18 protein-coding genes are annotated in these 19,753 nt (G+C 73.5%); 8 read left to right on the forward strand and 10 right to left on the reverse strand.

From position 1 onward, the window contains the following. Positions 1–272: 272 nt before the first annotated feature. The gene (locus LPA27_RS03075) at positions 273–908 is read right to left on the reverse strand and encodes a TetR/AcrR family transcriptional regulator (RefSeq protein ID WP_228941470.1); all 636 of its coding nucleotides are present in this window, start codon (positions 906–908) and stop codon (positions 273–275) included. A gap of 79 nt (positions 909–987) precedes the next feature. Here LPA27_RS03075 and LPA27_RS03080 point away from each other — a divergent pair, with 79 nt between their 5' ends. The 6 genes from LPA27_RS03080 (at position 988) to LPA27_RS03105 (ending at position 8,236) form a co-directional block, all read left to right on the forward strand. Further along, complete coding sequence (locus LPA27_RS03080) at positions 988–1,734, forward strand: enoyl-CoA hydratase/isomerase family protein (protein ID WP_228941471.1); 747 nt, start codon at positions 988–990, stop codon at positions 1,732–1,734. Beyond that, positions 1,727–3,262 carry an AMP-binding protein gene (locus LPA27_RS03085; RefSeq protein WP_228941472.1) on the forward strand — a complete coding sequence of 512 codons (1,536 nt, stop codon included), beginning with the start codon at positions 1,727–1,729 and terminating at the stop codon, positions 3,260–3,262. The genes LPA27_RS03080 and LPA27_RS03085 overlap by 8 nt, the downstream gene beginning before the upstream one ends. After that, a complete protein-coding gene (locus LPA27_RS03090; protein WP_228941473.1) occupies positions 3,259–4,890 on the forward strand; it encodes an amidohydrolase in 1,632 nt (543 codons plus the stop codon). The genes LPA27_RS03085 and LPA27_RS03090 overlap by 4 nt, the downstream gene beginning before the upstream one ends. Then, entirely contained in the window at positions 4,887–5,561 is a 675-nt protein-coding gene (locus tag LPA27_RS03095; RefSeq protein WP_228941474.1) for a GNAT family N-acetyltransferase, read from the forward strand. Before LPA27_RS03090 ends, LPA27_RS03095 begins: the two co-directional genes overlap by 4 nt. An 85-nt stretch (positions 5,562–5,646) precedes the next feature. Continuing rightward, positions 5,647–7,113 carry a KamA family radical SAM protein gene (locus LPA27_RS03100; protein ID WP_056864430.1) on the forward strand — a complete coding sequence of 489 codons (1,467 nt, stop codon included), beginning with the start codon at positions 5,647–5,649 and terminating at the stop codon, positions 7,111–7,113. 175 nt (positions 7,114–7,288) lie between these two features. After that, positions 7,289–8,236 (forward strand): type IV toxin-antitoxin system AbiEi family antitoxin domain-containing protein, encoded by a 948-nt coding sequence (locus LPA27_RS03105; RefSeq protein ID WP_228941475.1) that lies wholly within the window; start codon positions 7,289–7,291, stop codon positions 8,234–8,236. A 228-nt stretch (positions 8,237–8,464) separates the two neighbouring features. Here the strand turns inward: LPA27_RS03105 and LPA27_RS03110 are convergent, their stop codons facing one another. Continuing rightward, complete coding sequence (locus LPA27_RS03110; RefSeq protein WP_082502899.1) at positions 8,465–8,920, reverse strand: Lrp/AsnC family transcriptional regulator; 456 nt, start codon at positions 8,918–8,920, stop codon at positions 8,465–8,467. 77 nt (positions 8,921–8,997) lie between these two features. Here LPA27_RS03110 and LPA27_RS03115 point away from each other — a divergent pair, with 77 nt between their 5' ends. Both LPA27_RS03115 and LPA27_RS03120 read left to right on the forward strand, forming a co-directional pair. Next, positions 8,998–9,903 carry a 5'-3' exonuclease gene (locus LPA27_RS03115; protein ID WP_056864684.1) on the forward strand — a complete coding sequence of 302 codons (906 nt, stop codon included), beginning with the start codon at positions 8,998–9,000 and terminating at the stop codon, positions 9,901–9,903. Positions 9,904–9,980: 77 nt separating this feature from the next. Beyond that, a complete protein-coding gene (locus tag LPA27_RS03120) occupies positions 9,981–10,637 on the forward strand; it encodes an SDR family oxidoreductase (protein ID WP_228941476.1) in 657 nt (218 codons plus the stop codon). Positions 10,638–10,752: 115 nt separating this feature from the next. On the opposite strand, the gene LPA27_RS03125 is transcribed toward LPA27_RS03120, so the two are convergent. The 8 genes from LPA27_RS03125 to pafA form a co-directional block, all read right to left on the reverse strand. Next, the gene (locus LPA27_RS03125; RefSeq protein WP_228941477.1) at positions 10,753–13,569 is read right to left on the reverse strand and encodes a DEAD/DEAH box helicase; all 2,817 of its coding nucleotides are present in this window, start codon (positions 13,567–13,569) and stop codon (positions 10,753–10,755) included. Between the two features lie 10 nt (positions 13,570–13,579). Beyond that, positions 13,580–14,011 (reverse strand): hypothetical protein, encoded by a 432-nt coding sequence (locus tag LPA27_RS03130; protein ID WP_228941478.1) that lies wholly within the window; start codon positions 14,009–14,011, stop codon positions 13,580–13,582. After that, a complete protein-coding gene (gene tatC / locus LPA27_RS03135; protein WP_056864426.1) occupies positions 14,008–14,844 on the reverse strand; it encodes a twin-arginine translocase subunit TatC in 837 nt (278 codons plus the stop codon). The genes LPA27_RS03130 and tatC overlap by 4 nt, the downstream gene beginning before the upstream one ends. Before the next feature lie 22 nt (positions 14,845–14,866). Further along, positions 14,867–15,154 carry a Sec-independent protein translocase subunit TatA gene (gene tatA / locus LPA27_RS03140; RefSeq protein ID WP_082500281.1) on the reverse strand — a complete coding sequence of 96 codons (288 nt, stop codon included), beginning with the start codon at positions 15,152–15,154 and terminating at the stop codon, positions 14,867–14,869. An 85-nt stretch (positions 15,155–15,239) separates the two neighbouring features. Continuing rightward, complete coding sequence (locus LPA27_RS03145; protein ID WP_228941479.1) at positions 15,240–16,250, reverse strand: helix-turn-helix transcriptional regulator; 1,011 nt, start codon at positions 16,248–16,250, stop codon at positions 15,240–15,242. Further along, positions 16,247–17,236 carry a helix-turn-helix transcriptional regulator gene (locus tag LPA27_RS03150; protein WP_056864424.1) on the reverse strand — a complete coding sequence of 330 codons (990 nt, stop codon included), beginning with the start codon at positions 17,234–17,236 and terminating at the stop codon, positions 16,247–16,249. Before LPA27_RS03150 ends, LPA27_RS03145 begins: the two co-directional genes overlap by 4 nt. Continuing rightward, a complete protein-coding gene (locus LPA27_RS03155; protein WP_228941480.1) occupies positions 17,233–18,189 on the reverse strand; it encodes an FKBP-type peptidyl-prolyl cis-trans isomerase in 957 nt (318 codons plus the stop codon). The genes LPA27_RS03150 and LPA27_RS03155 overlap by 4 nt, the downstream gene beginning before the upstream one ends. Positions 18,190–18,297: 108 nt before the next feature. After that, positions 18,298–19,659 (reverse strand): Pup--protein ligase, encoded by a 1,362-nt coding sequence (gene pafA / locus LPA27_RS03160; protein ID WP_056864422.1) that lies wholly within the window; start codon positions 19,657–19,659, stop codon positions 18,298–18,300. Positions 19,660–19,753: the final 94 nt, after the last annotated feature.

Raw genomic sequence — 19,753 nt, forward strand, 5'->3', positions numbered from 1 at the left:
CGCGGCCGCGCTGTTGTCTAGGGGGACCAGGATCCTTCCGTGCCCACTCCCGCGGAGCGGACCGACCTCCGCGAACAGCGTCGGACAGGTGCGTGGCACCCACACCCTCCGACACGGCCACTCGGACGTCGGTCCGACTCCCGCGATCTGCGCGAGCGGACGGCACACGATGACTTTCTGCGCGCCCGGGTGTCAACCGAGCGCTGACCTGCGGCGACGCGCGTCTGCGCAGGTCAGCGCGGCGCTCTGGATCGTGAAAATCCCCGAGAAATCTAGACCGGTCGCGGCGTGTCGCCGTCGACGCGCCGACCCGCTGTGGCAACAGCCCCGAGGAGGGCGCGGGCGAGGTCGACGTACTGCTCCGCGAGGTCGGGCAGCGCCGTCGGACCGGTCGGGTCGAACCACCGCGCGACCCCGCTGCACATCTCCAGCAGGGCCCGGCGGGCCAGGGCCGGCGAGCTGACGTGGAAGAGCCCCGCCGCGAGCCCGGCGTCGATGGTGTCGTGCCAGACCGCCTCGTAGCGGTCGCGGAGCCCGACCACCTCCGCGCGCACCGGCCCGGTGAGCGCGGCGACCTCACCGTCGACGACCCGGGTCTCCAGCGGGCGCTCGCCGTGGCTGCGCACGTGCAGGCGCACCAGGGCGCACAGCCTCTCCCCCGGGTCGGGCTCCCGGGCGGCCACGTCCTGCGCCTCGGCCAGCAGCCGCTCGAGGCTCTCGCGCATCAGGGCGCCGAGCAGCTCCTCCTTCGACCCCATGTGGTGGTAGAGCGAGGCCGAGGAGAGCCCGGCGCGCTCCGCGAGCTGGCGGATCCCGGTGCCGTGGTAGCCGCGCTCGGCGAAGAGCTCGAGGGCGGCCTCGCGCACGCGCTGCGCCGTCGGGGCCGGTGCGGTCTCCGCGGCTCTCATCCGGCCTCCCGGTGGTGTAGCGTCGGATCCGATCGATCGATCGATCGATGGAGCCCGAGACTAGCAGGAGGCCGCGCCGGTGAGCGTCGACTACACCTACGACGGCACGGTGGCCCAGCTCCACCTGGCCCGCCCCGAGCGGCTCAACGCCGTCGTCCCCGCCCTCACCGACGCCCTCGCCGCCGGGCTGCGGCGCGCCGAGGCCGACGGTGCGCGCGCCGTGGTCCTGGCCGGGCGCGGCCGGGCCTTCTGCGCCGGCCACGACCTCAAGGAGCCCGAGCCGGTCGAGACCGTCCTGGAGACCCGGGCCCGGCTCGAGGCCATCCAGGACGTCACCCGGCTCGTGCGCCGCTTCCCCGGCCCGGTCGTCGCCGCCGTGCACGGCTACGCCCTGGGTGCCGGCGCGGAGTTCGCGCTGGCCTGCGACGTGGTCGTCGCCGCCGAGGACGCCGCCTTCGGCTTCCCCGAGGTCAGCGTCGGCCTCAGCGTCACCGGCGGGGTCTCACGGCTGCTGCCCGTGCTCGTGGGCTGGGCCCGCGCCAAGGAGCTGCTGCTCCTGGGCGAGCGGGTCTCCGGCGCCGAGGCCGCCGCGATGGGCCTGGTCGCCCGCTCCGTGCCCCCGGGCCGGCACGAGGAGGTCGCCCTCGAGCTCGCGCGCCGCGTCGCCGCACGGCCGCCGCTGTCGGTGAGCCTGGCCAAGCAGGTGCTCGACCTGGGCCTCGACGCCACGATCGAGGAGGCCATGGCCCGCGAGGTCGACCACGCCGTCCTCACCTCGCTCTCGGGCGAGGGCGAGGCCCCCCGCGAGGAGTTCGTCCGTGGCTGAGGTCGACGCGCCGGGGACGCCCCGGGAGGAGCCGCCGCTGGCCGGGGCCGACCTGCAGGACGCCAGCCTCGCCGACCTCGTCGTGCGGGCCGCGCGCCGCTGGCCCGACCGACCGGCCTGGACCTTCGAGGACGCCGACGGCGGCCTCACCCGGCTCGACTTCGCCGCGGTCGAGGCCCGCACCGCCGCGTGGGCGCAGCAGCTGCGCGAGCGCGGCGTCGACCAGGGTGACCGCGTCGGCGTGCTGCTGGGCAACACCGCCGACTTCCCGACCGCGTGGCTGGCGCTGGCCCGGCTCGGTGCGGCGATGGTGCCGCTCAACGTCCGCTACCGCAGCGCCGACGCGGGCCACGTGCTCGCCGACGCCGGTGTGCGGCTGGTGCTGGCGTCCCCGGCGTACTCCGCGGTGCTGGCGGGCGTCGAGCCGGCTCCCGAGGTGCTCGACGTCGCCGACCTCGACGCCGGTGCCGCCACCGTGGCGCCCTTCGAGCAGCGGCCGGTCGACCCCGCCACGACCGCCAACGTGCAGTACACCTCCGGCACCACCGGTCGCCCGAAGGGCTGCCTGCTCCCCCACCGGTACTGGACGACCCTCGCCGGCTCGCTCACCACCGGGTTCCCCCACCTCACCGGCGACGACGTCATGCTCACCGCCCAGCCCTTCCACTACATCGACCCGCAGTGGAACGTCGCGACCGCCCTGCTGGCCGGGGCCCACCTCGTGGCCCTCGACGGCTTCCACCCCTCCACCTTCTTCGCCCGCGTGCGCGCCCACGAGGTGACCTACTTCTACTGCCTGGCCTCGATGCCCGTGCTGCTGCTGCGCATGGACCCCGACCCCGCCGACCGCGACCACCGGGTGCGCGCGGTGCAGTGCTCGGCGATCCCGCCCGGGCGCCACGCCGAGATCGAGGAGCGGTGGGGGGTCGGCTGGCACGAGGCCTTCGGGATGACCGAGACCGGCGCCGATATCCGCGTCGGCGCCGAGGAGCACGACGCGCTGGTCGGCACCGGCTGCCTGGGCCGGCCCGCCGCCCACCGCGAGGTGCGCGTCGACGACGACGGGCAGCTGTGGCTGCGCGGGCCGGGCATGATGGACGGCTACCTCGGACACCCCAGCCCCTTCGACCCCGACGGCTGGTTCCCCACCGGCGACCTGGCCCGCCTCGACGAGCAGGGCCGTGTCTACCTCGCGGGCCGCATGAAGGACATGATCCGCCGCAGCGGGGAGAACGTCGCCGCCCACGAGGTCGAGGACGTGCTCCAGTCGCACCCCGAGGTGCGGCTGGCCGCCGTGCTCGGCGTGCCCGACGAGGTGCGCGGCGAGGAGGTCAAGGCCTACGTCGTGGCGCCCGGCCTCGGTGAGGACGCGCCCGAGGTGCTGCGTGCGTGGTGCGAGGAGCGGCTCGCAGCCTTCAAGGTGCCGCGCTACTGGGAGCTGCGCGCGTCGCTGCCGCTGACCGCCTCCCAGCGCGTCGAGAAGGCCGCGCTGCGCCGCGAGGCCGCCGCTGCCGGGGCCGCCTCGTGAGCCCCGCGCTGCAGGCCGACGTCCTGCTCACCAACGCCCGGGTCCGCACCCTCACCGGCCCCGGTCGCGCCGACGTCGCCTCCCATCTCGCCCTGCTCCACGGTCGGGTGGTGGCCACCGAGGAGGTGCCCGCCCGGCGGGTGGTCGACCTCGGCGGCGCCGTCGTCGTGCCGGGCTTCCACGACGCCCACAACCACATGGCGTGGTACGGCCTCAGCCTGGCCGAGGTCGACCTGCGACTGCCCGACCTCGACGCGCTCTACGCCGCGGTCGCCGAGCGCGCCGCGACGCTCCCCGAGGGCGCCTGGGTGGTCGGAGCCGGCTACGACGAGAACAAGATCGGCGCCCACCCCGACCGCGACGCCCTCGACCGCGCCGCCGGCGGACGACCGGTCTGGCTGCGCCACACCTCCGGCCACATGTGCGTGGTCAACACCCCGCTGCTCGCCGAGCTGGGGCTGGCCGACGCCGCCCGCGACGTGCCGGGCGGCCTGGTCGTGACCGACGCCACCGGCCGGCCGACCGGGCTGCTGCAGGAGCAGGCGCAGCAGCTGCTCAACGCGCTGGTGCTGCCCTACCCCGTGGCCACGCTGGTCGACGCGATCGAGCGCGCGGGGCGGGTCTACCTCTCGCAGGGCATCACCTCGGTGGTCGAGGCCGGCGTGGGCGGCGGCTGGATCGGCAAGAGCCCGGTCGAGGTCGCGGCGTACCTCTCCGCGCGCGAGCAGGGCCGCCTGCCCGTGCGGGTGGAGCTGATGGTGGCCGCCGACGCGCTGCACCCGCTCACGGCGCACGTCGACGACGACATGCCGCTCGGCCTCGACCTGGGCGTGCGCACCGGCCTGGGCGACGACCGGCTGCGGCTCGGGCCGGTCAAGGTGTTCTCCGACGGCTCGCTGATCGGCCACACCGCCGCCATGTGCGAGGACTTCTCCGACACCCCCGGCGAGCGGGGCTACCTCCAGGACGACGCCGAGGCGCTGCGCACCCGCATCCTGCAGGCCCACCGCTCGGGGTGGCGCGTGGCCGCCCACGCCATCGGCGACGCCGCCATCGACCTCGTCCTCGACGCCTACGCCGAGGCCCAGGATCGCTGGCCGCGACCCGACGTGCGCCACCGCATCGAGCACTTCGGGGTCTCGCGGCCCGACCAGGTGCTGCGCGCCGCGGCGCTCGGGGTGGTGCCGGTGCCGCAGGGCCGCTTCGTCGGCGAGATCGGCGACGGCATGCTGCGGGCGCTCGGCCCGGAGCGCTCCGGGTGGGCCTACCGCCACCGCACCCTGCTCGACGCGGGGATCGTGGTGCCCGGCAGCTCCGACCGGCCCGTCGTCGACGGCGCCCCGCTGCTGGGCATGCACGACATGGTCAACCGCCTCACCGACGGCGGGCTGCCCTGCGGGCCCGACGAGGCGGTGACCGGGCTCGAGGCGCTGGTGTCCTACACCTACGGCTCGGCCCACGCCTCCCGGGTGGAGACCAGCCGCGGCACCCTGGCGCCGGGCATGCTCGCCGACCTCGCCGTCCTGTCGGCCGACCCCGGCGACCCGATCGAGGTCGACCCCGCGCGGCTGCGCGAGGTCGAGGTGCGCGAGACGTGGCTCGGTGGCGAGCGGGTGTGGTCCGCGTGAGCGCCCGTCTGGTCGAGCTGTCGTCCCTGGGGGCGGCGGACGTCGAGGCGGTCCGCGCGATCTACGAGGGCGCCTTCCCCGACGAGCTGCTCGCCCCCTTCGAGGACCTCCTCGTCGACCGGATGCTCGTCTACCTCGCCGGGGAGGACGGCGAGGACGGCGAGGACGGCGAGGACCGCCGGGGCGTGCCCGTCGGGCTGGCCCTGGTGCGCGACCTGGTCGACGCCGCGCCCGCCGGGCGCGGCGACACCGGCTGGACCTTCCTGCGCTACTTCGCCGCCGGGCGGCGCGGGCAGGGCATCGGTTCCGCGCTGTGGGCCGAGCTCACGGGACGGCTGCGCGCGGAGGGCCGCACCCGGCTGGTCTGGGACGTCGAGGACCCCGACGAGCCGGGTCTGGCGGGTCACCTGGTCGAGGAGCACCGCCGTCGCATCGTCTTCTACGAGCGCCTCGGCGGACGGCTGCAGCCCGTGCGCGACTACCTGCCGCCCCACGACGACGGCCACGCCCCGCGGCTGCTGCTCATGGACCAGCCGCTCACCCCACCCGCCGACGGTCAGGACGAGGTCGGCCTGCGGGAGCTGGTGGAGACCGTCTACGCGCTGCGCTACGGCGTGCCCGCCGACGACCCCGTCGTACGTCGGACCCTGACGGCGAGCGGACTGGTCTAGAGGACGACGGCCTCAGCACCGCGACACCGAAGATCTTGCGGCGCGTAGTTCGACACGCAGGAGGATCTTCGTTTACGGTTCCCTTATGAGCATCGAGACGTCCATCGCCTCCCTGGTGGAGGACCAGACGGGTCAGCCGTACCCGTACCGCCGCGTCGAGCTGGTCGAGCCCGACTGGACCCGGTTCCCCGGCTGGCGCGACGTCACCGCCGAGGAGTGGGCCTCGGTGCAGTGGCAGCGCTCGCACTGCGTCAAGAACGTGCGCCAGCTGCGCGAGCTGATGGGCGACCTGCTCGACGAGCGGTTCTACGCCGACCTCGAGCGCGACCAGGCCGAGCGCGCCACCATGTCGATGCTCGTGCCGCCGCAGATGATGAACACGATGGCGCCGACCACCGAGCCCGCCGGCCCCGGCTCGCTCACCGACGCCTTCTACGCCGACCCGGTGCGCCACTACATGATCCCGGTCTTCTCCGACCGCCGCACCGACTGGTCCTCCCACCCCTACGCCACCCGCGACTCGCTGCACGAGCACGACATGTGGGCCACCGAGGGCCTCACCCACCGCTACCCCACCAAGGTGCTGGCCGAGCTGCTGCCGACCTGCCCGCAGTACTGCGGCCACTGCACCCGTATGGACCTCGTGGGCAACTCCACCCCGGTGATCGAGAAGCTGAAGTTCGCCGGCAAGCCCACCAACCGCATCGAGGACATGCTCGACTACCTGCGCCGCACCCCCTCGGTGCGCGACGTGGTCGTCTCCGGCGGCGACGTCGCCAACATGCCGTGGCCCCGCCTCGAGGCCTTCCTGATGTCGGTGCTCGAGATCGAGAACGTGCGCGACATCCGCCTGGCCACCAAGGCCCTCGTCGGGCTCCCCCAGCACTGGCTGCAGGACGACGTGCGCGAGGGCGTCGCCCGCGTCGCCGGTCTGGCCCGCGCCCGCGGCGTCTCGCTGGCCATCCACACCCACGCCAACCACGCCAACTCGATCACCCCGCTGGTCGCCGAGGCCACCCGCGCGATGCTCGAGGCCGGCGTGCGCGACGTGCGCAACCAGGGCGTGCTGCTCAACGGCGTCAACGCCGACCCGCACGCGCTGCTCGACCTGTGCTTCCGGCTGCTCGACGGCGCGCAGATCATGCCCTACTACTTCTACATGTGCGATATGATCCCGTTCTCGGAGCACTGGCGGGTCTCGGTCGCCGACGCCCAGCGCCTGCAGCACCACATCATGGGCTACCTCCCCGGCTTTGCCACCCCGCGCATCGTCTGCGACGTGCCCTTCGTCGGCAAGCGCTGGGTGCACCAGCTCGCCGACTACGACACCGAGCGTGGCATCTCCTACTGGACGAAGAACTACCGCACCTCCATCGAGGCCGCCGACCCCGAGGCGCTCACCCGCACCTTCGAGTACTACGACCCGATCCACACCCTCCCCCAGGCCGGCCGCGACTGGTGGGCCGAGCACGGCGAGCTCGACACCTCCGCCCTCAAGGCCGCCGAGATGGCCGAGGCCTCCCGGCGCACCGCCGCCCTCCAGGCCTGGTGAGTCGCTGACCGCGCGTCGCGGGTTTCGCCAGCCGGCTGGCGAAACCCGCACCTGTCGGCCCACGCACGGGCCGACAGGTGCGGGTCCGGGCCGACAGGCTCGGGTGCCGCGGGGTTGTCCACAGCCGCGGCGTACGGCGGGTTGAGGCGGGTCGGGCCCGGTCATCCTCCGAGGCATGGACCCGACCCCACGCCTGCACGCTGTGAGCGACGTCTTCGCCACCCGTGACGCGCTCGCCCTCGGCCACGACGACACGAGCATCGCCCGACTGGTGCGCTCGGGCGAGTGGCACCGGCTGCGCCACGGCGCCTACTGCGCCGGTGCGCTGTGGCGCGATGCCGACGCACGCCGGCGCCGGCTACTGGTGGCCGAAGCGGCCTACCAGGCGGCGCGCTCCCACGTGGTGCTGTCGCACACGAGTGCGGCCGACCTGCTCGGGGCCGAGGTGTGGGACCTGCCCGACACGGTCCACCTCACCCGCACCGACGCACGAGCCGGTCGCTCGCAGGCCGGGGTGGCGCAGCACCGCGGGACGGTCAGGGTCGGCGACCTGACCCGCCGCGACGGCCGCTGGGCTACGTCGGGCACGCGCACCGCCCTCGACGTCATCAGCCTCACCGACGTCGAGCACGGTCTGGTCGTCACCAACGCGCTGCTGCACCGCGGCGAGACCTCCGTGCCCGCGCTGCGGCAGGGCCTGGCGAGCACGGTCCGCTGGCCCCGCCACCTCCACGCCCGGCTGGTCGTCGGACTGGCCGACGGGCGCTGCGAGAGCGTCGCCGAGTCGCGCACGATGTACCTGTTCTGGCGCCACCACCTGCCGACACCGACCCCGCAGTACGTCGTCCGCGACGCCCGCGGGGTGATCGTCGCCCGGCTCGACTTCGCCTGGCCCGACCTCGGGGTGTTCGCCGAGGTCGACGGCAAGGTCAAGTACACGACGCTGCTGGCCCCCGGCGACTCCGCGGCCGATGCCCTGCTGCGCGAGCGTCGGCGCGAGCAGCTCGTCGTCGGTCTCACCGGCTGGCGCTGCGTCCGCCTGACCTGGGCCGACCTGCAGCACCCCGAGCGCACCGTCGCCCGCGTCCGTGCCGTGCTCGCCGGCGGCCTCTGGGCCGCCTGACCCACGGCCCCGCGCCCGGCCCAGGTCTGGGTCTGGGCCCGGGTCTCGGCACGGGTCTCGGGGCGCACAGCTCGGCGACCGGGCCCCGGTGGGCTCCTCGTCCCCCTCAGGAATCGGAGATCGGACGACTGGTCGGCCCAGACCCGCACCTGTCGGCCGACGCGTGGGCCGACAGGTGCGGGTTTCGCCAGCCGGCTGGTGAAACCCGCCACCGGCGCCGACCCACCCTCAGCCGGTCACCGGGCGGTTCTCGTAGTAGGTGGAGAGGACCATCGTGGTGCGGGTGGAGACGTTGGCGGCGTGGCGGATGCGGGCCAGGAGGTCCTCGAGGGCGGCGGGGGTGGCGGTGCGGACCTTCAGCACGTAGGACTCCTCGCCGGCCACCGACCAGCAGGACTCGATCTCGGTGAGGTGCTGGAGCCGGTCGGGGCAGTCGTCGGGCTGCGAGGGGTCGATGGGCCGGATGGAGATCAGCGCGGTCAGCGGCAGGCCGATCTCGGCGTGGTTGATGGTGGCGCCGTAGCCCTGGATCAGGCCGCGGGTCTCCAGGCGCTTGACCCGCTGGTGCACCGCCGACGTCGACAGCCCGGTGGCCTTGCCGAGGTCGGTGTAGGACATCCGCCCGTCGGTGGCGAGCAGCTCGAGGATCCTGCGGTCGGTGGCCTCGACGTCGGATGTGGTCACGGCCGACAGCGTAGGGCAGGCCGCGTGGGAGACTGCCGGGCGTGACCAGCCCGCAGACCGACGCCCCCGGCCGCCTGATGCTCCTCGACACGGCGTCGCTCTACTTCCGCGCGTTCTTCGGCGTCCCGGAGATCACCGGCCCCGACGGCACCCCGGTCAACGCGGTGCGCGGCCTGCTCGACTTCATCTCCCGCCTCGTCGGCGACTACCGCCCCACCGACCTCGTCTGCTGCTGGGACGACGACTGGCGCCCGCAGTGGCGCGTCGACCTGCTGCCCTCCTACAAGGCCCACCGCGTCGTGGAGGAGGTCGAGTCCGACCCCGACGTGGAGGAGGTGCCCGACCCGCTGCAGGTGCAGGTGCCGATCATCCGTGACGTGCTCGAGGCCGTGGGCCTGCGGGTCGTGGGCGCCCCGGGCTTCGAGGCCGACGACGTCATCGGCACCTTCGCCACCGGCGCGGGCCAGCCCGTCGACGTGGTCACCGGCGACCGCGACCTCTTCCAGCTCGTCGACGACGCCGCCGACGTCCGGGTGCTCTACATCGCGCGCGGGGTCGGCAACCACGAGCGGGTCGACGACGCCTGGGTCCGCGCCAAGTACGGCGTGGGCGCCGGGCAGTACGCCGACTTCGCCACCCTGCGGGGCGACGCCTCCGACGGGCTGCCGGGCGTCGCCGGGGTCGGCGACAAGACGGCCGCGACGCTGCTGTCGCGCCACGGCGACATCCCCGCCATCCTCGCCGCCGCCCAGGACCCCGACTCCGACCTGGCCAAGGGCCCGCGGGCCAAGGTCCTGGCCGCCACCGACTACCTCGCCGTGGCGCCCCGCGTGGTCGCGGTGGCCCGCGACATCGACCTCGAGCGCTCCCCCACGGCGCTGCCCTCCTCGCCGGCCGACCCCGAGCGGCTGGCCGACCTGGCCGCGCGCTGGGGCCTGGAGTCGCCGGTGCAGCGCCTGCTCGGCGTGCTCGGCCAGGCCTGAGACGCCCGCTGGGCCGCCCGCCCCGACCCCCCGCTCGGGTGATCGGCGCGGCGCGGGGGCGACGTACGTTGGACGGCATGAGTCGAATCGCGATCGTCGGGGGCCACGGCAAGGTGGCCCAGCAGCTGCACGGTGTGCTGAAGGACCACGGCCACGTGCCGGTGGCCCTCGTGCGCAAGGAGGAGTACCGCTCCGAGCTCGAGGCCCTGGGCGCCGAGGTGCGCCTGCTCGACATCGAGGCCGAGGACGCCGACGGGTTCGCCGCGGCCTTCGAGGGCTGCGACGCGGTCGTCTTCGCCGCGGGCGGGGGCGCCGACGGCAACATCGAGCGCAAGCGCACCGTCGACCTCGAGGGCTCGACCAAGTCGATCGAGGCCGCCGGCAGGGCCGGGATCCGCCGCTTCGTGCAGGTCTCGGCGATCGGCGTCGACAACCCCGTGGGCGACGACGTCGAGGACGCGTGGAAGGCCTACGTCGACGCCAAGCGCGGCGCCGACGAGGCGCTGCGGGCCAGTGACCTGGACTGGACGATCATCCGCCCCGGCGGCCTGACCGACGACCCGGGCACCGGCCAGGTCGCGCTGGCCGAGACCCTCGAGCGCGGCGAGGTCTCCCGCGCCGACGTGGCCGCCGTGGTGGCCGCGTGCCTGGTCGACGACCGCACGATCGGCAAGCAGTGGGAGCTGGTCGGTGGGTCCACCCCGGTGGCCGCGGCGATCGAGCAGGTGGTCTGAACCCCACCCCCAGCTCCACCCCCTGCCCCGCCATCTCCCACGACGGCCTGCCACCGATCCCGGTGGCGGGCCGTCGTGCGTTCGCGGGCCGGGGTCGGACCGGGGGCGGACCGGGTCAGTCGGGCAGACCGGAGTAGGCGACGACGCCGCGCTTCATGCGGGTGATCATCTCCCGCGCCGTACGCCGCAGGGGCGTGTCGCCGGCGGCGTCGGCGACCTGGCCACCGAGGTCGAGCAGCTGCTTCATGCGGCGCACGAAGTCGCCGGCCGACATGTCGCTGTCGCCGAGCACGTCGTCGAGGTCGTCGCCCTCGCACCAGCGGTAGGCGATCCACGCGAAGCCGAGGTCGGGCTGGCGCAGGTAGTCGAGCTTGTGGTCCTTCTCCAGGCGGTCGAGCTCCCCCCACAGCCGCACGGTGGCGGTCATGGCCTCGCGCGTGGCGCCGCCGGGCAGGCGGGGCGAGGTGGGGTCCTCGGCGCGACGGGCCTCGAACACCAGGGCCGACAGGGCGGCGGCGAGGCCGGAGGCGGGCAGGGCGTCCCAGAGCTTCTCGCGGATGGCCTCGGCGGCCAGCAGGTCCATGTCGGAGTAGAGCCGCATCAGCCGCTTGCCCCGGTCGGTGACCCGGGCGTCGCTGGGGTCGTCGCCGTCGGGGGCGAGGTAGCCCAGCGCGCTGAGCACGTCGCAGACGCGGTCGAACTGGCGCGCGACCGTGTTGGTGCGGTTCTCCACCCGGCGCTGCAGGGTGGTGGCGTCGCGCTCGAGCTTGAAGTAGCGCTCGGCCCAGCGTGCGTGGTCCTCGCGGTCGGGGCAGTCGTGGCAGGGGTGGGCCCTGAGCTGCGCACGCAGCCCCAGGACCTCCTCGTCGGCCCCGGAGCGGGCGATGGAGGAGCGGCGCGAGCCGCCGCCGGCGCTGGGCGGCGGCACGACGCCCTGGGTGCGCGAGCGCAGCGCGGAGGCCAGGTCGCGGCGCATCTGGGGGTTGCGGCCGTTGAAGCTCTTGGGGACCTTGATCCGGGTGAGCGCCTGCACCGGGGTCGGGAAGTCGATCATCGCCAGCCGGCGGGCCTGACGGTCCATCGTCACCACAGAGGGGCGCGGCGCCTCCTCGTCCCAGCCGGGGTCGACCACGACGGCTAGGCCGGCGAACTTGCCGGTCGGCACCTCGATCACGTCGCCCACCTTGAGCAGGCGCAGCGACTCGATGGCCTCGGCGCGGCGGTCGGCCCGCTTGGCGCGGCTGGCGTCCTTCTCCACCTCGCCGATGCGCTTGCGCAACCGGGCGTACTCCATGAAGTCGCCCCGGTCGCACTGCGCGGCCTCGGCGTAGCCCTCGAGGGCGTCCTGGCTCTTGCGGAGCTGGCGGGCCAGCCCGACGACCGCCTTGTCGGCCTGGAACTGCGCGAAGGACTGCTCGAGCGTGGCCCGCGCGCGCTCGCGGCCGAACTGGTGGACCAGGTTGACGGCCATGTTGTAGGAGGGCCGGAAGGAGGAGCGCAGCGGGTAGGTGCGGGTCGAGGCCAGGCCGGCGACCTCGCGCGGGTTGGTGCCGGGCTGCCAGAGCACGACGCCGTGGCCCTCGGTGTCGAGACCGCGGCGCCCGGCCCGCCCGGTGAGCTGGGTGTACTCCCCCGGGGTGATGTCGGCGTGGGTCTCGCCGTTCCACTTCGAGAGCTTCTCGATGACCACGGTGCGCGCGGGCATGTTGATGCCGAGCGCGAGGGTCTCGGTGGCGAAGACGACCTTGCACAGCCCGCGCAGGTAGAGCTCCTCGACGACCTGCTTGAAGGCCGGCAGCATGCCGGCGTGGTGGGCCGCGACACCGCGGGTGAGCCCGTCGAGGAAGTCGTGGTAGCCCAGCACGTGGAGGTCGTCGTCGGGCAGGTGGCGACAGCTCTGCTCCACGAAGGCGTAGATGGCGTCGCGCTCCTCGGGCGTGGTGAGCCGGATGCCGGCGTTGAGGCACTGCGAGACCGCGGCGTCGCACCCGACCCGGCTGAAGATGAACACGATCGCGGGCAGCAGGCCCTCGCGGTCGAGGCGCTCGATGACGTCGTAGCGGCTGGGGATCCAGACGCGCCGGCCGTTGCCGACCTGCTTGGGCCCGCCCTTGCCGCGCGCTCCCTTGGGCGAGCGCCGGTCCTTGATCCGGGAGGCGGCCCAGTCGTCGCGGGCGACCTTCATCAGCTCCTCGTTGACCGGGGCGCCCTCCTTGACGAAGCCGGCGGCGGCGTCGACGTCGGAGGAGGCGAAGAGGTCGAGCAGCCGCTTGCCGACCATGACGTGCTGGTAGAGCGGCACGGGCCGCTTCTCCTCCACGATGGTCGTGGTGTCGCCACGCACGGTCTCCAGCCACTCCCCGAACTCCTCGGCGTTGGAGACCGTGGCCGACAGCGACACCACGGTGACCGAGTCGGGCAGGTGGATGATGACCTCCTCCCAGACCGCGCCGCGGGAGCGGTCGGCGAGGTAGTGCACCTCGTCCATGACCACGAAGCCGAGGCCGTCGAGGGTGCGCGACCCGGCGTAGAGCATGTTGCGCAGCACCTCGGTGGTCATCACCACCACGGGCGCCTCGCCGTTGACGGTGTTGTCGCCGGTCAGCAGCCCGACCTGGTCGGGGCCGTAGCGGGCGACGAGGTCGTGGTACTTCTGGTTCGACAGCGCCTTGATCGGGGTGGTGTAGAACGCCTTGCGCCCGGTCTGGAGGGCCAGGTGGATCGCGAACTCCCCCACGATGGTCTTGCCCGACCCCGTGGGCGCTGCGACCAGCACGCCGCGGCCGTCCTCGATCTCGCGGCACGCGCGACGCTGGAAGTCGTCGAGGCCGAAGTCGTACATCGCCTCGAAGTCGTGGACGACGGGGTGCCTGCGGTGCGCGCGGTAGGAGGCGTAGCGCTCGGCCGGGGTCATCTCGTCAGCCGTGCTCATGACCCCCAACCTACGGGAGCGGCCCTACCCCGATCCGCAGCAGGACGCTGTAGTGCTCCGGCGAGCCGCCGACCGCCTTGGCCAGGCGCCCGAGGGCGTCGAGCACCAGGTCGGCGCTGAAGGACCGCCCCGGTACGGCGAGGGTCAACCGGTCCTCCTCGGGGCCGTCGGCCGGCTGCACCAGCAGCACCTGGCCGTGGCGCCACGCCAGGTGGGCGCGGGAGCGCACGTCGTCGGCGGCGACGGGGCGCGGGTGCGCCTCGTCGACGGCGAGCAGGTCGCACGGCAGCGGACCCGACCCGGCGGCGCGCCCCGAGAGCACCCCGGTCACGCGGTGGCCGCTGAGCACCCCGGACTCGGCGGCCCAGGTGACGTCGTCCTCCCCGAGCCACTCGGGCAGCTCGAAGGGGTCGAGGTCGTGCAGCGTGGCGGCGGCGCTCACAGGGTGGAGATCTCGTCGGGCGAGAGCCCGGCGTTGATGCCGCGCGCGGCGCGCCGCTTGTCGTTCCACCGGGCGATGACCTCGGAGACGAAGAAGAGCAGCACCATCGGCACGGCCATGAACGTCATGGTGAAGGGGTCGGTGGAGGGGGTGGCGACCGCGGCGAAGAGGAAGACGCCGACGATGATCCAGGGCCGGTGCGCGGCCAGCGACTTGCCCTTGACGACGCCGGCGAGGTTGAGCATCACCACGAAGAGCGGGATCTCGAAGGCGATGCCGAAGACGAGCAGGGTGCGGCTGAAGAAGGTGAGGTACTCGTTGAACTCCACGAGGTTGGTCAGCCCGTCGGGGGTGAACCCGATGAGCACCTCGAGGCCCTTGGGCAGCGTGACGTAGCCCAGCACGATGCCGGCGAAGAACAGGGGTCCGGCGATGGCGGCGAAGACGCGCGTCCACTTGCGCTCGTGGGGGTGCAGCCCCGGCAGGATGAAGGCCCAGATCTGGTAGAGCCAGACCGGGCTGGTCAGCACCAGCGTGGCCAGGCCGCACAGCTTGAGGTAGAGCAGCAGACCGCCGCCGGCGCCCGAGGTCGTGGCCTGGGTGCGGTCGGCGCCCAGGGCGTCCTGGGCCTGCTGGTAGGGGTCGTTGACGACCGCGAAGAGCGGGTCGAAGAAGAACAGCGAGATGATCAGGGTGACCAGGAGTGCGAGCACGACCTTGAGGATGCGTGCACGCAGCTCCCGGAGGTGGTCCGAGAGGGCCATCCGGCCGTCGGACCCGATCGGGTGGACCGGCTTACCGACGAAGAGCTTGACGACTCCGGAGATCGACACGGGTGGGAGGTGTCGTCGCGGCTCAGCTGCGGTGCTGGTCGGTCGGGCGCTGCTCGGTCAGGTCCTCGGCCGGGGTGGGGGCGGGGGTCGGCGACGGCGGGAGCTCGGCGGCCGGCGTGGTGTCGGCGGCGGTGCCCTCCTTGTCGTCGTCGTCCTTGAGGCCCTTGGTCTCGGCCTTGAAGATGCGCAGCGCCTGGCCGGTGCCACGGGCGAGGTCGGGGAGCTTGGCCGCACCGAAGACCAGGATGACGATGGCGAGGATGACGAGCCACTCCGCGCCCTGGGGCATGCCGATCATGGGGAGGAACATCAGGACCTTCTCTGTTGGGTGTGCGTGCGGGTCTCGGTCGGGTGCCCGGAGGCGTCGACCGCGACGAGGTCCACTGTACGCCTCGTCATGTGTAGAGACCGAGGGTTGACCTGGCCGCTGCTGTGTACGTCTGGGTGAACTCTGGGTGAGCGCCGTCGCGGTCGACCACGCGGGCGTGCGGGGTGAGCCGGAGCAGGAGGCGGGTCAGCCAGCGCGGGTCGGCGACGAGCAGGTCGACCTCGACACCGCCGTCGGACTGGGGCCGCACCTCCTCGACGGGGTAGTACTCCACGACCCACCGCGCCGGGGGGTCCAGGCGCAGCGTCACCGGGGTGGTGCCGCCCGAGCGTGCGAACATGCCCTCGGCGAGGTCGCGCGGCGGCTCGGGGTCGGTCACGACAGGTGATTCGGAGACGACGGCCTCACGGATCCTGTCGAGGCGGAAGAGGCGTGGCGCCCCGGCGAGGTGGCACCACGCGTCGAGGTAGGCGACGCCGCCGGAGGAGACGACGCCGCGCGGGTCGACGGTGCGCACCGACTCCTCGTCGCGGCTGGGCACGTAGTAGGTCAGGTCCACCTGGCGCCCCCGGTCGGCGGCGTCCTGCAGGCGGGTGGCCAGCAGGGCGGTGTCGGGGTCTCCCCCGTCGGCGCCCGGGTCGATGCGGGGTGCGGCCGACCCGGCGGCGGCCGCCGCCTCGAGCTTGGCCAGCGCGCGGTCGACGACCTCGCGGGTGTCGGGGCGCGCGCCGTTGCGCAGGGCCCGCAGCGCCACGATCACCGCGGTGGCCTCGGTGGGGGTCAGCCGCAGCGGACGGGCGAGGTAGTCGGCGTTGGTCACGCGGACGACGCCGTCGCCGTCGGGGTCCTCGAGGGCGTCGAGGTCGACGTCGATGAGGTCGTCGGGGTAGCCCCCGGGCAGACCGCACATCAGCAGGACCTTGAGGTCCTTGAGCAGCTGTCGCGGGGGCACGCCGAGGGCGGCGGCCGCCTCGTCGAGGCGCACCTGGCCGTGGGCGTGGAGGTAGGGCACCAGCGTCAGCAGCCGGGCGACCTGGTCGCGGGCGCCCGGGGCGGGGGCGGGTGTCGGCGGGGTCATGCGACACCGCCGGCCGTGCTGGCACGGTCCAGGCCGGCGCGGAGCCGCTCGACGACCTGGGCGCGCAGCTCGAGCGGCTCCTCGACGCAGACGTCGGCGCCGTGGCCGAGCACCTCGTCGGCCAGGCCGAGGGTGTCGCGCTCGAGCACCACGCGGTCCCAGGTGGTGTGGTCGTCGGGACCCACCACGTCGGTCTCCACCCCGGCGGCGCCGCGGCGCAGCTGGTGGCCCGCGCCGCGGCGCACCAGCAGGACGGCGCGCTGCACCACGGGGGCCGGGGCCAGGCGCCGGGCCACCGCGCTCACGTCGGTGCCGGCGGGCACGTCGTAGGAGCCGGCGGGGCCGTCGGGCCGCGCCTCGCCCTCGACGCGGGAGAGGCGGAAGACGCGCTCCTCGCCACGGTCGGTGTCGAGGCCCACGACGTACCACCGCCCCGAGTAGCGGGTGACGCCCCAGGGCTGGAGGTGACGGGTCGTCACCTCGTCCTGGCCGGGGCGGCGGTAGCCGAAGACGACGGGGGTGCGCTCCGCGGTGGCCTCCCAGAAGGCGTCGAAGGACGGCTCCTCGGCGCTCAGGCGGGGCTCGACGATGTCGAGGGCCGTGACGTCGACCGGCGCTCCGAGCGCGCGGAGCTTGCGCACGGCCTCGGTGGTGGCGTCGGCGAGCTTGGCGTGCTGCCAGACCCGGGTGGCCAGGCCCACGACCGAGGCCTCGTCGGGGGTCAGGTCGATGTCGGGCAGGGCGAACTCGTCGGGCCGGATCCGGTAGCCGGGCTCGTCGTCGAAGTAGGTGTCCATGCTGCCCACCTCGATCGGCACCCCGAGCGAGCGCAGCTCGTCCTTGTCGCGCTCGAACATCTTCTCGAACGCCTCGGAGGACGAGCCGGGGTAGAGGATCGAGCGGATCCGCTCCTTGGGCACGAAGTGCCGCTGGACCAGCAACATGATCAGCAGGTTCAGCAGGCGCTCGCTCTTGCGGACGCTCACCCCGCGCCGACGATGTCGATCAGGAAGTAGATCGTGTCGGTGCCCGTGATCCCGGCGTCGGGGTTGCCCTTCGCGCCGTAGCCGAGGTCCGGCGGGATGGCGAGCACGACGCGCGAGCCGACCGGCACGCCCTCGAGGCCCTGCGCCCAGCCCTCGACCAGCCCGCTCAACGGGGAGGTGAGGAAGTCGGGCTTGTCGTAGTTGCCGTCGAAGGGCTTGGCCTTGGCGTAGACCTGGCCCAGGTACTTGACCTGCACGGTGTCGTCGGCGGTGAGCGCGGGGCCGTCGCCCTCGACGAGGGTCTGGCTGCGCAGCTCGCCGGTCGGGCGCGGGCGGCCCTTGAAGCGCATCGCCTCGGGGTTGCCGTCCTCGTCGAGGACCAGGTCGGGGGTCCAGGCCGCGCCCTCGGTCTCGTAGGGCTCCGAGATGTCGTAGGGGCCCATGATGTCGAAGACGATGACCACCGGGTCCTGGTTGCCGATGCCCAGCGCGGGGCTGCCGGCGCCGCCGAAGGGCTCCTCGGCGTTGAAGGCGACCGCCACGCGCGAGCCCACCGTCTGGCCGACCAGGGGGTCGGTGAAGACCGGCACCAGGTCCTCGGCCGAGAGGTCGAGCGCCTGCGGTGCGCCGTCGTCGGTGTAGGTGCTGAAGCTCTGGCTCTCGGTGTAGCCGTTGCCGACCCAGTAGTTGACCAGCACGGTGTCCTCGGCGGTGACCTCCGGGCCGTCGCCCTCGACGAGGGTCTCGACCTCGGGGTCGGCGTCGGCGTCGAAGCTCATGGCCGACGACCACGTGACGTCGGGGTCGGTGCCGACGTCGCCCCCGATGCTCAGCGCGGACAGGCCCTCGGAGGTCTCGCCCTGGGCGCCGACCTCCTCGCCGCACGAGACGAGCGTGGGGGCGAGCAGCAGCGGGAGCAGCACGGCCAGCGGCCTGCGGAGGTGTCGTGACACCGGTACATCCTTCACGTGGCGGTCGTCGGGGCCGGCGGTGGCCGGTGACCCAGGAGCGACCTGCATCCTACGAGGCGGCCCCACCGGGGCCTGCGGCCCCTCGCCGGGTCACATGCCGTCGATGAGTCGCTGCACCCGCTCGTCCTCGGCGCGGAAGGGGTCCTTGCACAGCACGGTGCGCTGGGCCTGGTCGTTGAGCTTGAGGTGCACCCAGTCGACGGTGAAGTCGCGGCGCCGCTCCTGGGCGCGACGGATGAAGTCGCCGCGCAGCCGGGCCCGGGTGGTCTGCGGGGGCACCGACTTGGCCTCGAAGACCTTGAGGTCGTGGGTGACCCGCGCGACGGCTCCCCGCTTCTCCAGCAGGTAGTAGAGGCCGCGGCCGCGGTGGATGTCGTGGTAGGCCAGGTCGAGCTGGGCGACGCGGGGGTGGCCCATCGGCAGGCCGTGCTTGGCGCGGTAGGCCTCGATGAGCTTCCACTTGATGACCCAGTCGATCTCCCGGTCGACCAGCCCCAGGTCGTCGGACTCCACCGCCTTGAGCCCGCGCTCCCACAGGTCGAGCGCGCGCTCGATCGTGGGGGTGCTGATCTCGCGGCGGTCGACGAAGTCGCGGGCCTTGGCGAGGTACTCCCCCTGGATCTCCAGGGCGCTGGCCTCCCGGCCGTTGGCCAGACGCACCTTGCGCCGCCCCGTCATGTCGTGGGAGATCTCGCGGATCGCGCGGATGGGGTTCTCCATGGTGAGGTCGCGCATCACCACGCCCTCCTCGATCATCCGCAGCACCAGGTCGCAGGTGGCGACCTTGAGCATCGTGGTGGTCTCGCTCATGTTGGAGTCGCCGACGATGACGTGCAGGCGGCGGTACTTCTCGGCGTCGGCGTGCGGCTCGTCGCGGGTGTTGATGATGGGGCGGCTGCGAGTGGTGGCGCTCGAGACGCCCTCCCAGATGTGCTCGGCGCGCTGCGAGACCGAGTAGGAGGCGCCCCGCGGGGTCTGGGTCACCTTGCCGGCGCCGACGATGATCTGGCGGGTCACCAGGAAGGGGATGAGGATGTCGGCCAGGCGGGAGAACTCCCCGGCGCGGCCCACGAGGTAGTTCTCGTGGCAGCCGTAGGAGTTGCCGGCGGAGTCGGTGTTGTTCTTGAACAGGTAGATCTCACCGGCGATGCCCTCGTCGTGGAGCCGCTGCTCGGCGTCGAGCAGCAGGCCCTCGAGGATCCGCTCGCCCGCCTTGTCGTGGGTGACCAGCTCGGTGATGTCGTCGCACTCCGGGGTGGCGTACTCCGGGTGGCTGCCCACGTCGAGGTAGAGCCTGGCGCCGTTGCGCAGGAAGACGTTGCTGCTGCGGCCCCAGCTGACGACCTTGCGGAAGAGGTAGCGCGCCACCTCGTCGGGGCTGAGCCGGCGCTGCCCCTTGAAGGTGCAGGTGACGCCGTACTCGTTCTCGATCCCGAAGATCCGACGGTCCATGAGGAGACAGTACGTCGCTCCGCGCGGGATCGGGGGGCGGAACGCCGCAGCGGGCGGCGACTCCCCGCAGGGAGCGCCGCCCGCGCGTGCCGAG

The sequence above is a fragment of the Nocardioides sp. Leaf374 genome (assembly GCF_916862475.1).
Classification (GTDB): Bacteria; Actinomycetota; Actinomycetes; order Propionibacteriales; family Nocardioidaceae; genus Nocardioides; species Nocardioides kribbensis.

Coding starts and splice junctions, on each gene's coding strand:
- LPA27_RS03075 (WP_228941470.1), bottom strand. CDS start 908: ATGAGAGCCGCGGAGACCGCACCGGCCCCGACGGCGCAGCGCGTGCGC.
- LPA27_RS03120 (WP_228941476.1), top strand. CDS start 9,981: ATGAGTCGAATCGCGATCGTCGGGGGCCACGGCAAGGTGGCCCAGCAG.
- LPA27_RS03125 (WP_228941477.1), bottom strand. CDS start 13,569: ATGAGCACGGCTGACGAGATGACCCCGGCCGAGCGCTACGCCTCCTAC.
- LPA27_RS03145 (WP_228941479.1), bottom strand. CDS start 16,250: ATGACCCCGCCGACACCCGCCCCCGCCCCGGGCGCCCGCGACCAGGTC.
- LPA27_RS03105 (WP_228941475.1), top strand. CDS start 7,289: ATGGACCCGACCCCACGCCTGCACGCTGTGAGCGACGTCTTCGCCACC.
- LPA27_RS03115 (WP_056864684.1), top strand. CDS start 8,998: ATGCTCCTCGACACGGCGTCGCTCTACTTCCGCGCGTTCTTCGGCGTC.
- LPA27_RS03100 (WP_056864430.1), top strand. CDS start 5,647: ATGAGCATCGAGACGTCCATCGCCTCCCTGGTGGAGGACCAGACGGGT.
- tatA (WP_082500281.1), bottom strand. CDS start 15,154: ATGTTCCTCCCCATGATCGGCATGCCCCAGGGCGCGGAGTGGCTCGTC.
- pafA (WP_056864422.1), bottom strand. CDS start 19,659: ATGGACCGTCGGATCTTCGGGATCGAGAACGAGTACGGCGTCACCTGC.